We start from the raw sequence: 12,556 nt of genomic DNA, 5'->3' as shown, positions 1-12,556 counted from the left end.
TACTCTCGGTTTGGATAGAGCTTCGTTTGCTGTTCATGTGTATATGGGAATGTGGGATGCCACCTTGTGTGGTGGTTAATGGTGTTTGTTTGGGTAGTTTTGGGCTGGGCGTTGGGAGATGTAACGTGACATCAGTTCACGTAGTGGCGATGACTGGGTGGTAATCCCCGTCATTGTGTAGTGGGAAGTATTGACTCTGTGTTTTTTGTCGCATCTAATCGGACAAGGCGTTAACGGATCGTTTCATCGACGATTCGCATCGCAATCGCGATCTATTCCACGCGCCTCTTCTGTTTCATCTACGTATTGGGAGTCACGTCATGCACTGTGTCCAACGTCCCCGTTCTCTTAAGACAGGTTTCACGCTTGTCGAATTGTTAGTCGTTATTGCGATTATCGGAATCTTGGTAGGCTTGTTGTTGCCGGCTGTTCAGGCGGCACGCGAGGCGGCGCGACGGATGAGTTGCGGAAACAACATGAAGCAGTTGGGGCTTGCTATCCACAACTATCATGACACGTTTAAGTCGTTCCCGACCACTGAAATCTGGGGGGACAAGACGGGCTTGAACGTAAGGAATTTTACTTGGTTGACTTTTATTCTACCGTTCATCGAGCAATCTCCTTTGCACGATCAAATTGATTTTTCAGAGTCGGTCATGGCTCAGACTGACGCCAGTGGGAATTTGATTCGAAGCACGGTCATCGACAGTTTTCTTTGCCCTTCGGATCCGGTTTGGGATACGCTTCCTCATGGTTTCGGGCTGACATCGTATGCGGGTGCATCTGGGTGGGATGAGCATGCGAGATCGGGCGATATTCATGCGGGCGTGTTTCCAACGGCTAGAACCACGCGGTTTTCTAACATTACCGATGGAACGTCCAACACGATTGCAATTGGTGAGGTGACAACGAATTCGTTCTGCTGTCGGCCTGCCGGCGTCGATGAGTCTGCTGGTGGTTCCGGGCAGTTTCGTCGAGGTTCGAGTCGTGTTGTGCGAGCATCTTTTGTGGCGGCAATGGTTGACGATGGTTACAACGACCACGCATTAGCGCTGGCCATGAACTCCGGCCAACCTCTGCTGAGTGCCGATGGGAATAAGGGGATCGTTTCGGCTTGGTGGAATGGCGGCCAAGCCCATATTTGGAAACCAACCTATCGCTCTCGAACCGGTATCAATGCAGATTGGCGAGGAGCGGGCAGCTACCATCCCGGTGGTGCTCTGTTCACGGTGGCTGACGCTTCGGTTCGGTTCATTGCCGAAACGATTGAAAGCAGCAATATGCACAGTGGCCAATCAAACAACAATAATCTGTGGCACGCCATCAACACTGTCGCTGGCAGTGGGCAAGGTTCTTACGAAGTCAGCAATAGTATTCCGTAGCTGTTGAAGTTAGCGGTTCGATTTTCTTGTCCTCGGCTGTGCAGGAATGGGCGGCCGGGAGACATTCTTCGATTGATTTGTAGTTCAAGTTAGAGGGTGATGTTGCATGTTGCGAATGATTGGCCGAACTGTATCAGCAGTCGTGGTCTCTTGCGTTCTGTTTGGGGTTTCAGGATGTGGGGACGCTAAGCCCGTTGCGTCCGAAGAGGAGGGGATGCAAGGGATGCAGGACATGGATTCTGGTGCGAGTACGGCTCCTGCAGGTTAGTGGATAGCTCTGAGTTAGGCCTTGTTACGCCTGACGATTTTTTCTCCGCCGGATTGGCTGTGCAGCAGTTGTCCGGCGGCGCTCGGGATAGCAAACCGACGGGCAGTGATCGATCAGAGGCCTTGGACGCAGAGTCTAGTCTAAGGAGGGCGATTTTTACTTCAGTGAGTAAACAGATTGCTCAAGCATGCAATCCGAGGAAATGCTAGGCGCATGCTGTTCAATTTCTTCCGCTTGGTCGTGATATGGGGTCTTGTGCGATCAACTGCTTGAATTGGAAAGTCGTTGTTGATTGGGAGTGCGTTGTGTCCCAAATACAACGGTGATTAACGTTTGAGTGATATTTGTATTGGCGATTCTAGCTTTCCCAATCTTGTGCCGTGATCTCCAAACTGCTGACTATCTTCAAGGGATCGTTGGTTTACGGAGTTGTCGACAGGCATGGTTTGCTGTCTGGCTCTGATTGAATTTCTAATTGTTCCACGTGATCATCAGTTGTAGCGTCGTCGCGATTGAAACCCAGATCAGGTACGGGATCTGCGCCACCGCGATCAGACGGTAATGCTTCCAGATCGCGAACATCATCCACAGGATCGTCGTCCAGACGATCAGGATGTCGACGGCGGCAAGCGGCAGATTGCGCAAGCCGAATTGAATCGGGGTGAAGCAGAGATTGGCGACTAGGTTGATCGCAAACGGCAAAGCGACAATCCATGGCAGCCGCTTGCGAGAGGCTTGCACGAAGACGAAGCCAAACGTCACGATGATCACCGGGTACAACAGTTGCCAGATCAGGCCGATCGTGGCGGGGGCGGGAGTCCACGAAGGTTTGTCCAGGCCGTTGTACCACTCAATCCATGTCATTGTGTCGGTTCACGTTGTTTGTAGGATTGGTGATCTAGTTCGTCGCCGCTGAGACTCTTGATCTTAACCGCCATCTCGCCGCCACGCTGGAGGGTCAGCAATAGGTAGCTGTCCTCGCCCGCGAGGAACTTCGAATGGGGATCGCGATATTGGGCGCCGCTGCCGCTGAGCGAGCTGTTGTAATAGGGAAAGCCATCGACTTCGGCTCGCTCTGCAAAATAGCCGTATCCGGTGACGCAACACGTTCCGCGGCGGAACAGGTCGTGCCATTGTTTGTTCGCCTGGTTGCGAATGCTCGCGTTGCGTTCGTTATAGAGCGTGACAACAAATCCGGGCGGGTTGGCCATCTGTTGTTGGTACCAGAGGAACTGAGGGGAGGCTTCGTCGAAGCGGTGGCAGGTTTGCCAAGTGGTTCCGAAGTCGGAGATGTGATTGAAGTCCAACGCGAGCACCCGCAGGTCAAACTGTGGGATGTCGAAGTGCCACTTCCACTCGTCCCCTGGCAATTCGAAGAATTTGCGAAACGCAGTCGCATCGACATCGTAGACGGCTTCCTCGGGGGGCATCTTCCCACGCGGGCGAATCTGGCGGTCGTGATTCCCCAGCGCCGGCATGAACGGTGTGGAGCGAAACAGATCGGGGTAGGCGTCGATCAGCGCAGCGTAGGGCTTCACGCAATCTTTGGTCCCCTCGCCGCAGGCTGGAAAGAGGTTGGCGATGTTGTCGCCAGCGGTCAGCAATAGATGGACATCGTCCTTTTGGATCGCCGACAAGTCGGGCTTGCTCTGCCAGTCGGCGACGATTGCAATCCGCAGTTCATCGCTCGGGTAGGCTTTGAAGGTGGCGTCCTTCGATCGTTGGTCGCCGCTGCTGACCGAATAGTGATAGACCGCATCGCGATGTTCCAGCGGAATTTCGACATGATGCAGCGTCGTCGTTTCGTCGACTCGGACCGTTTTGTCGTAGTCCGCAGTCAGGCCAAAGCGAACGACCGAATCCCCCGCACTCTCGCTCATCCAGTTCACAACGATGCGGCTCGGGTCGTTGCTCTTGTGCGTCAGCCAGATCCGCTGGATCTCGGTTGCGACGGCGAGATCGGAAGCGACAGACAAAAGCAACAGGATTAAGACGTTTCGCATCGGAAGACTTTTGGTAGAGGGTGAGGCGGCATGTTTCCGACGGCAGCGTCTGGGCAGGCGTTGGCGGCTAGCGGTATTTGCCCATCAGGGGCTTCATCGCATCCCAAGACCTCGCGTTGGCGACGTGTTGTTTTTGCAGCCCGGCTCGCCGCGCTTGCAGGATGCCGTACTGCATCACGTCGAGGCCATCGATCGAGTGCGCGTCGGTGTTGATCACGATGGGGATGTTGTAACGGCGCGACGCCGTTTGGCAATGGACTTCATGAAGATCTAACCGAGACGGGTTGGCGTTCAGTTCCAGCAGCGTCGACGTTTCGGCGGCGGCTTGGAAAACCGCGTCGATGTCGACTTGATACGCTTCGCGGCGATTGATCAAACGTCCGGTCGGGTGCGCGATCGCGGTGACATGTGGATTCGCGATCGCTCCCAAGATTCGATCGGTGATCTGTTCGCGACTTTGCCGTTGCCCATAATGCACGCTCGCCAGCACCCAATCGGCTTCGGCAAGGACATCGTCGGGAAGGTCCATCCCGCCATCTTCCAGGATGTCGCATTCGATTCCTTTTAGAATCGTCAGCCGGCCCTCGTACTGTGGTCGCAGTTGATCGATCCGCGCCCATTGTTCGCGCAGTCGCTGTGGGTCCAGCCCGCGAGCCATCGCGACGCGTTGGCTGTGATCGGTGATCGCGATCGCGGTCAGGCCGCGGGCGATCGCCGCGTCCGCCATGTCGCCGATCGTCGCTTCGCCATCGGTCGCCGTGGTGTGCATATGCAGGTCGCTGCAAATGTCTTTCAATTCGATCAGGTCAAACGGATCGCCACTTTTTGCCCAATCGAATTCCAACCGATCCTCGCGCAGTTCGGGCGGAATCCATGGCAGACCAACCGCCGCATAGACCTCCTGCTCCTCGGCGCCGGCGATCGATTTGTCTGGATCGTCGTCGCGAAAGACGCCGTATTCGTTGACCTTCAACCCTTTTGCTTTGGCCATACTACGGACGCGAACGTTGTGCGCTTGCGAGCCTGTGAAATACTGAAGCGCCGCGCCAAACTGATCATCGGCGACGACCCGCATGTCGACTTGGAACGCTTCGTCGACGCGGATCGAGATCTTTGTGTCGCCTCGCAGGATGGTCTCCTTTCGCGGCGGAAAGGTTTCCAGATGATCCATCGCCGCAGCGGCGGGATCGGCGACGACAAGGATGTCCAGATCGCCGCAGGTCTCGCGTCCGCGGCGGTAGCTGCCGGCAAACTCTATTCGTTCGATCGCATCGCAGCCGGATAGATGGGAACGCAGTCGAGCGACCCAGCCGTCGGCGTTGACCCACTTCTTCCGCTGCGCCGCCGCTTGTGCGATCGCCAAGCCGTCGAGGATCGTCTGCTGGCTCTTCTTGCCAAAACCTTTGAGGCCACTCACCTGATCCGTTTCACAAGCGGCCTTCAGTTCGGCGAGGTTGTCGATCCCGAGTTCTTGGTGCAGCCGAGCCGCCTTCTTCGCGCCAAGGCCGGGTACGCGAGCCATCGCCAGGACCGAGGCGGGGAACTGTTCTTGCAACTCCAGCAACTGGGGCAGGCTGCCGGTCGCGACCAGGACGGTGATCTTGTCTACCAAGGTCTTGCCGATCCCCGGCACATCAGACAGCTTGCGGCTGGGATCGTCGAGGATCTGGGCGACCGGTTCGTCAAGGTCGAGGATCGCTTTGGCCCCGTTGTGATACGCCCGGATCCGGAACGGATTTTCGCCTTTAAACTCCAGCAGTTCCGCCATCTGTTCGAAAACTTCGGCGATCGATTGATTATCCATTGGTTCCAGCATTCGTTGAACTCTATCGTATCGGCAGCAGGCCTTTTCCTCATCCTACGGAATTGCCAAATCTTTGCCCACGGGCGGCGTTTGAAAACGTCGGCCGAGCCGTCCCGTTCGCTTGCAAAATTTCCTCAATCGAGCGGTGCGGCAGGTATGATGACAACTATGAAGACTCGAATCATTTGTCGTCGCTTGATCATCGCATTGACTGCTATTTGTGGATCTCATGTTGCGGCGTTTGCCGTGGCGGACGATGGGTCTGCGGCGCCGTTGGCTGCGTTTTTGGATCAGCACTGCACGGCGTGTCATGGTGCGGATACGCAAGAAGCGGATCTGCGGTTGGATCGGCTGACAGCTGGTGGTGCCGGAGCGGAGGCGATTCGCCAGTGGACGCGCGTCGTCGATGCCATCGAATCGGGAGAGATGCCGCCCGAGGGTGAGGACCGTCCGAACGCCGCTGCGGTGAAGCGTTTTGTTTCGGAAGCCGGTCGGTTTGCGGAGCGGATGCGCGGCGAGCGGCCGCTGGCGCTGCGGCGGATGAATCGCCGCGAATATCAAAACACGGTCCACGATCTGTTGGGGATCGATGTCCCGTTGATGGATCTGTTGCCCGAGGATGGCAGCCTGCAGGGATTCGATAACGTCGCCGACGGGTTGAGCATTTCATCGGTCTTGATGGAACAGTACTTGGCTGCTGCGGCGGTTGCTTTTGAAGCGACGATACGGCGCGTACAGCCGCTGCCGGTAGCGACGCGTCGAGCCGATCTGATGCAGGTCAAAGAGAACATCGATTCGGTCGACAAGAAAAAGGGGGGCACGGTTGCTGTCGATGAATCGTTTGTGAAGTTCACTCCCGGTTGGCCTCCCGCGCGGATCGATCCCGCCCATCCGATCGAAGATGGACTGTATCGCTGTCGCGTTGCGGTTTGGCCCCACGATCCGGGAGAGCGGACGTTGTCGGTGGCTCTCTACGTCGGTTCGTTGTTTGGTCCCGATGCGCATCGATTTATCGGGATCTTCGATGCTACGGGCAGCTCGCAACAGCCGCGGGTGATCGAATGTACGGTGCCGATGCAGCAGGGGGATACGATTCATATCGTCCCACGGATCTGGCCCGAACACGTCACGTGGCGCGACAAACACGAGTCGCGTCCCGGTGTGGGGATCGCGTGGGTGGAGACCGACGGGCCGCTGGACCAAGCGTTTCCATCGCTCGCGACGCAGCGGTTGTTTGGCGATGTCGATCATATTCGGATGGAACCGGAGCGAACAATTTCGATGCGGCATCGCAAGCGAGTTCAGTGGCATCGCGTCGAATCGGAGCGGCCGCGCGAGGATGTGGCGCGGATCGTTCGCGATCTGTTGCCGCGGGCGTTCCGGCGCCCGGTCGACGATGCCGAAGCGGAGCCGTTCGTTCGATTGGCGCTCGATCGACTCGACGCTGGCCGCTCGTTTGAACAAGCGGTTCGCGCGGGGGTGACCGCCGTTTTGTGTGCCCCTCAGTTTTTGTTGCTCAACAGCCAGCCCGCGGTCGACGACTACACGATCGCTTCGCGGCTCTCCTATTTCCTTTGGTCTTCGCAGCCCGACCCGCAGCTGATCGATTTGGCGGCGGCCGGGAAATTGAAGGATCCCGCAATTCGACGCGCTCAGGTTCTGCGGATGTTAGCCGATCCGAAGCGGGAGCGGTTTGTCGACAACTTTCTCGGTCAGTGGTTGGATCTGCGGGAGATCGACTTCACGACGCCCGATAAAAAACTCTATCCCGAATTCGATCCGTTGCTGCAGGAAGCGATGCTTGGCGAGACACGCAGCTTTTTTGAGCACTTGATCGACGAAGATGGGAGCGTTTTGAATTTCATCGATTCCGATTTCACGTTCCTCAACGAGCGACTGGCCAAACATTACGGCATTGCCGGGGTGCGTGGGAACGAGCTCTTTCGCAAGGTCGCGCTGCCCGACGACAGTTTGCGTGGCGGGGTGCTAACGCATGCGAGCGTGTTGAAGGTGACAGCCAATGGCACGACCACGTCGCCGATCCAACGCGGCAATTGGGTTTTGGATAACCTGTTGGGCCGCCCTGCTCCGCCGCCGCCTCCAGGTGTTCCGGCGGTCGAACCCGATGTCCGCGGCGCGACCACGATTCGGGAGCAACTGGACAAGCACCGCGCGATCGATTCGTGCAACGTCTGCCATCGCCGGATCGATCCTCCGGGCTTTGCCTTGGAAGCGTTTGATGCGATCGGTGGCCAGCGGCAATGGTATCGATCGATTGGCGAGGGAGAGAAGCTTGGTCGCTTGCCCTATCGCAAAGGGCCCGACGTGGAAACGGCGTCGCGGTTGGCCGACGGCCGCTCGTTCGCCGACTTTGGCGGCTACCGTCAACGGTTGCTCGAAGATCGCGATCAGGTCGCTCGCTCGATCGCGACCAAATTGATCGTCTACGCGACCGGGCGGCCGCTGTCGCTGGCCGATCGGCCAGCGATCGATCGCATCGTCGCCGCGTCGGGGGACGACTTGGGGCTGCGGTCGATGATTTTGGCGATCGCCAGTAGCGAACTTTTTATCGAACCTTAGTGTTGGGAGCGTCATGATGAGATCTGTTTTGCGACGACGGACGATGTTGCGCGGCGGTGCGGTTTCGATGGCGCTGCCGATGCTGCAATCGATGTCCGGTAGCACTGCCGGAGCTGCGCCGGGGGAATCAGGGAAAGGGGATGTTCGCCGAATGTTGGCGATCTGCGCTCCGCTGGGAATCCACACGCCCTACCTGTTCCCCAGCCAATCGGGAACCGATTACGAAGTCACGCCCTATCTGGAACCGCTGCAGCCGCTGCGGGACAAGTTCACGGTGATCTCGGGGCTGCACCATCCCGATGTCGACGGAGGGCATAGCGCGGAGAAGAGCTTTTTGACCGGAGCGGCTCATCCCGGTCAGCCGAATTTCCAGAACACGATTTCGGTCGACCAGTTCGCCGCCGAACAGATCGGTCATCAAACGCGGTTTGCTTCGCTGGCCCTTTCGGCCGGCCGATCGAGTCTTTCGTACACGCGATCGGGCGTGCAGATTCCCGCTCAATCGCGTCCGTCGCAATTGTTTGCCAAGCTGTTTTTAGCGGGAACGCCGGCGGAGCAAGCCGATCAAATCCGGCGGATCGAAGATGGGCAGAGCATCATGGATTTGGTCCGCGATCAGACGCGTGGCGTCGCTCGTCGCGTGGGACGTCAGGACAATCAAACGCTAGATCAGTACCTGACCAGCGTTCGCGAGCTGGAACAGCGGTTGGTCAGCGCGGCGCAGTGGGCGACGCAGCCCAAACCGGTCGTCGATCGCAAGCCGCCGACCGACATCACCGATCGGGCCGATTTCACGGGGATCATGGGACTGATGTTCGAGATGATCTTTCTGGCGATTCAAACCGATTCGACGCGATTGATCACCTTGATCGGGGCCGGCGGCAACGAGGTTGTGTCGCTGAAAGGGGTCGACGACGGCTGGCACAACTTGAGCCATCACGGGCGGAATCCGGAAAAGATCGAGATGCTGGCGATCATCGAACGCGAGGAGATGCGGTTGTTTGGTGAGCTGTTGAGCAAGCTGGAAGCGGTTCGCGAGGGTGAGCACAGTTTGTTGGATCAGACCGCCATCTTGATGGGCTCCAATTTGGGGAACGCTTCGAGCCACAACAACACGAATCTGCCGATCATCGCCGCCGGAGGCCACTTCCGGCACGGGCAGCATCTGCGGTTTGAATCCGAGAAATCGCCACCGCTTGGAAATTTAATGGTCAGTTATCTACAGCACTTGGGGCTAGCGGTCGATCAGTTCTCTAGCGGCGTCGGTACGTTGACCGGTTTACAGCCGAGTTAGCCGATCGGGGCGAGTTGGTGTTTCGATTGGAGGTATTCGCTGGAGAAGAACCGCTTGATAGCCCTTGGTTAGCCGATCGAATCGGATCGCTTTTGCCCAGGCCGCGTGTTAGGATGGATAGTAGGCAAAAGGAAATACGGCGGTAGCGCCGCGAAGGTTATATGAGCGAATTACCAAAAGACGACAAGCCGTGGATCGATCGCCTGGGTGAGTGCACGGGGAATCACCACGAATCGATGGTTGCCGTTGCCGAAGGCTTGGTGATGGAGCTGCCCGACGTTTCGCAGCGGTTGCGAGTGGCGATCGCTGGCGGCACGCCGAAAGAGATCGAGCGCTACGGTCATACGCTGAAGTCGTGTCTCAAATATGTCTCCAGCGGAGACGAAGTCGCTCTGGCCGAAGAGATCGAACGCTGTGGCCGCGAGTCGCGCGTCTCCGACGCCGTCGCGTTGTACGATCAACTGCAACCGACCGTTCAAGCCTGGCAGGACCGAGTGCAACAGTGGCTCGATCGGCAGTAGGAAACCTTCTGGCTTCGCATAGCGTTCTGCCCCTATCATTCTGCCAAAACTTGCTGCCTGCGTTTGGCGTTCTGCGAGCGAACATCTGCCGTCGCTCCGCGACTTCGTTCTGCGATGTTGCCGTTTTCCTGGGACTCGCGTCCTGACAGTTATACGCAAGTCAACCTACGCCGAAAGCGTTAAAGCCATTAGCCGGCGGTCGAGCGCAGCGAACACCACCGGATGACGAAAAGCGACGCGATATACGACCCCGAAGATGGTCGCAGCCCGATCAGCCTGATTGCTGTGACACCCTTCGGCGTCGAAAACCTGTTTGTTTGGCATTTTCCGTAGGTGGCGCTTCGCTTACCTACGGCTAATGGCTGCAATCCCTTCGGGGATAAAAACTGACTTATGTATAACCGACAGGACTCGCGTCCCAGGCTTTATGCTGCCATGGCTCCGCCATTTAGGAAGATCCGCAATGGCTACAAAGAGAAGAGGATGGCAGGATGACGGGGGCGATATGACGAAGAATGAGATGTTCATTCTGCCCTTCTCTGTGCTATCCGCGCGGACTTCTCTGTTCGCGTCTGATATTTAGGTCCAGCGGCGGAGCCATTTTTCGAGGATCAGCAGGTTCCACAATCGGTAGCCGTGATTCACTGCGCCGGTCTCGTGATCGTGGACCATCTTGGCGACGACTTCGGGGCGGAAGAATTGTTGATGCTTGGCGTCGGGAGCCAGCAGGTGGTCGTGTAACATCGGCCGCCATTCGTTCTTGAACCAGGCGGCGATCGGGATGCCGAAGCCCATCTTTTTGCGAGTCCAGATGTTTTTGGGGATCATCGATCCGAAGGTGTCGTCCAGGATCAGTTTGCCGCGCTTGCCGCGGAACTTCCATTTCACCGGCATCCGCGCGGCGAGTTCCACGACGCGGTAGTCGAGCATCGGTTGGCGGACCTCCAATCCGTGAGCCATCGACGCGATATCGACTTTCGTGCACAGATCGCATGGCAGGTAGGTCATCAGATCGGCTAGCGATGCTTTGGTGACGTCGTCCCGATTCCCCGACTGTTTCCAGGCCATGTGGAAGAACTCGAACGGATCGTCCCCCGGCAACTGCTTAACGAAGTCCTCGTTGTAGATCTCGCCTCGGAGCGCTTCGGGGAAGATCTGCAACCAGTTCATGAAGCGCCGCGCCGGCGGTTGGCTGATCGCGTCGCAGAACCGCTTGCCACGGCGGATCAGGGAACGCTGCCGCGTCGAATCGGGGAGCCGCTGGATCCACTTGGCTCCCAGCATTCCGCGCATCGGCAACATCCGATCCATCTGGCGGCTGATCCACAACGCTCGGTAGCGATCGTAGCCGGCGAACAGTTCGTCGCCGCCGTCGCCCGAGAGCGCCACGGTCACTTCGCGGCGGGTCAGTTCCGACAGGTACCAGGTTGGAATGGCGCTCGAATCGCCAAACGGTTCGTCGTAGTGCCAGACCAATTTGTCGATCACGTCGACCGCGTTCGGCTGGACTTCGAACCGTGTGTGCTGGGTTCCCAGATGGTCGGCGACTTGTTTGGCGTAGTGAGTCTCGTCGAAATCCTTCAGCGGAAAACCGATGCTGAAGGTGCGGATCGGATCGTCGCGCTGCTGTTGAGCCAGAGCGACGATCAGCGACGAATCGATCCCGCCGGAGAGGAACGCTCCCAGCGGAACGTCGGATTGCAATCGCAGCCGCACCGAATCGGAGAGCAGTTCCCGCAGTTGCTCGGACGCCTCCTCCTGCGTCATCGGCGTTTCTTTGGCGAGATCGATATCCCAGTATCGCTTGACGCTCAAGTGTTCGTCTTCGAAGACAGCAAAGTGTCCCGGCGGCAGCTTGTGAATATCGCGATAAATCGTGTTCGGGTGTGGGACGTATTGGTAGGTCAGGAATTCATCGATCGCCGACGGATCGATCTCCCGGCGCAGCCCCGGCACCTCCATCAGCGACTTCAGTTCGCTGGCAAACAGCAGTCGATCGTCTTGCACCGTGTAGTGCAGCGGTTTCTGGCCCAAGCGATCGCGCGCCAGCACGATCCGGCGGCGGTTGCGGTCCCAGATCGCGACGGCAAACATTCCGTTGAGGTGCGAGAAACACTCGACCCCCAGGTCTTCGTACAGGTGCAAGATCGATTCGCCATCGCTGGAGGAACCAAAACGATGGCCGGCTCCTTCGAGACGTCGGCGGAGGTCGCCAAAATTGTAGATCTCGCCGTTGAAGACCATCCAGATCGAACCGTCTTCGTTGCTCATCGGTTGGTGGCCGCCGGCGAGATCGATGATGCTCAATCGCCGAAACCCAAGGGCCACGCCGGGGACGGGGCCCGACGGATCGGTCCGCATCGCTTCGACATGGGTTCCGCTGTCGTCGGGGCCGCGGTGGCGGATCGCTTCGGTCATCCGTTGCAGGACGTCGGCGGAGATCGAATGTTGCGGGTGAGTCCAGAGTCCGCCGGTGATGCCGCACATAAAGCTTTTTTGGGGTGATAGAGCAGGAACGAAAAGGAATCGCGAAAGGGACGGTTCACCGAACGCCGCCATTCCCATTGTCGTGGTTGTTGCAACAATGGAAAGCCGCCCAATCGAATGTCAATGTGCAACGCTTTGGGTAGACTGGTTTGCGACGTATGATAACAACTATTGGCTGGCTGAGCCCGGTGCTCTCTGCTTCCGGCGCAGCGTTTAT

General features: G+C 57.8%; 8 protein-coding genes. 4 read left to right on the top strand and 4 right to left on the bottom strand.

All coding sequences use genetic code 11. The features are described 5' to 3' along the window. Positions 1–320: 320 nt before the first annotated feature. Positions 321–1,382: a DUF1559 domain-containing protein gene (locus tag EC9_RS24620; RefSeq protein ID WP_145348651.1), complete on the top strand. Its 1,062-nt coding sequence runs from the start codon at positions 321–323 to the stop codon at positions 1,380–1,382. A 739-nt stretch (positions 1,383–2,121) separates the two neighbouring features. Here EC9_RS24620 and EC9_RS24615 read toward each other — a convergent pair. The 3 genes from EC9_RS24615 to polX form a co-directional block, all read right to left on the bottom strand. Next, positions 2,122–2,514 (bottom strand): TspO/MBR family protein, encoded by a 393-nt coding sequence (locus EC9_RS24615; RefSeq protein WP_145348650.1) that lies wholly within the window; start codon positions 2,512–2,514, stop codon positions 2,122–2,124. Beyond that, the gene (locus EC9_RS24610; protein ID WP_145348649.1) at positions 2,511–3,653 is read right to left on the bottom strand and encodes a metallophosphoesterase; all 1,143 of its coding nucleotides are present in this window, start codon (positions 3,651–3,653) and stop codon (positions 2,511–2,513) included. Before EC9_RS24610 ends, EC9_RS24615 begins: the two co-directional genes overlap by 4 nt. A 67-nt stretch (positions 3,654–3,720) precedes the next feature. Beyond that, positions 3,721–5,457 carry a DNA polymerase/3'-5' exonuclease PolX gene (gene polX / locus EC9_RS24605; protein ID WP_145348648.1) on the bottom strand — a complete coding sequence of 579 codons (1,737 nt, stop codon included), beginning with the start codon at positions 5,455–5,457 and terminating at the stop codon, positions 3,721–3,723. Between the two features lie 168 nt (positions 5,458–5,625). Between polX and EC9_RS24600 the strand changes: the two genes are divergently transcribed. The 3 genes from EC9_RS24600 to EC9_RS24590 all read left to right on the top strand — a co-directional run bounded on the left by EC9_RS24600 (position 5,626) and on the right by EC9_RS24590 (position 9,852). Beyond that, positions 5,626–8,037: a DUF1592 domain-containing protein gene (locus EC9_RS24600; protein WP_218934412.1), complete on the top strand. Its 2,412-nt coding sequence runs from the start codon at positions 5,626–5,628 to the stop codon at positions 8,035–8,037. A 13-nt stretch (positions 8,038–8,050) separates the two neighbouring features. Continuing rightward, positions 8,051–9,331: a DUF1552 domain-containing protein gene (locus tag EC9_RS24595; RefSeq protein ID WP_145348646.1), complete on the top strand. Its 1,281-nt coding sequence runs from the start codon at positions 8,051–8,053 to the stop codon at positions 9,329–9,331. Positions 9,332–9,492: 161 nt separating this feature from the next. After that, on the top strand, positions 9,493–9,852 hold the full coding sequence (locus tag EC9_RS24590) for an Hpt domain-containing protein (protein WP_145101836.1): 360 nt from the start codon (positions 9,493–9,495) through the stop codon (positions 9,850–9,852). Between the two features lie 579 nt (positions 9,853–10,431). Here the strand turns inward: EC9_RS24590 and asnB are convergent. Next, complete coding sequence (asnB, locus tag EC9_RS24585; RefSeq protein WP_145348645.1) at positions 10,432–12,339, bottom strand: asparagine synthase (glutamine-hydrolyzing); 1,908 nt, start codon at positions 12,337–12,339, stop codon at positions 10,432–10,434. Positions 12,340–12,556: the final 217 nt, after the last annotated feature.

The organism is Rosistilla ulvae (assembly GCF_007741475.1).
Taxonomy (GTDB): Bacteria; Planctomycetota; Planctomycetia; order Pirellulales; family Pirellulaceae; genus Rosistilla; species Rosistilla ulvae.
Note: the sequence above shows the minus strand (reverse complement) of the source record. Positions and strands in the feature narration are given on the sequence as shown.

Bases quoted from the DNA above. Each gene is read 5' to 3' on its own strand.
- polX (WP_145348648.1), bottom strand. From the start codon at position 5,457: ATGGATAATCAATCGATCGCCGAAGTTTTCGAACAGATGGCGGAACTG.
- EC9_RS24615 (WP_145348650.1), bottom strand. From the start codon at position 2,514: ATGACATGGATTGAGTGGTACAACGGCCTGGACAAACCTTCGTGGACT.
- EC9_RS24590 (WP_145101836.1), top strand. From the start codon at position 9,493: ATGAGCGAATTACCAAAAGACGACAAGCCGTGGATCGATCGCCTGGGT.
- EC9_RS24600 (WP_218934412.1), top strand. From the start codon at position 5,626: ATGAAGACTCGAATCATTTGTCGTCGCTTGATCATCGCATTGACTGCT.
- EC9_RS24595 (WP_145348646.1), top strand. From the start codon at position 8,051: ATGATGAGATCTGTTTTGCGACGACGGACGATGTTGCGCGGCGGTGCG.
- asnB (WP_145348645.1), bottom strand. From the start codon at position 12,339: ATGTGCGGCATCACCGGCGGACTCTGGACTCACCCGCAACATTCGATC.
- EC9_RS24620 (WP_145348651.1), top strand. From the start codon at position 321: ATGCACTGTGTCCAACGTCCCCGTTCTCTTAAGACAGGTTTCACGCTT.
- EC9_RS24610 (WP_145348649.1), bottom strand. From the start codon at position 3,653: ATGCGAAACGTCTTAATCCTGTTGCTTTTGTCTGTCGCTTCCGATCTC.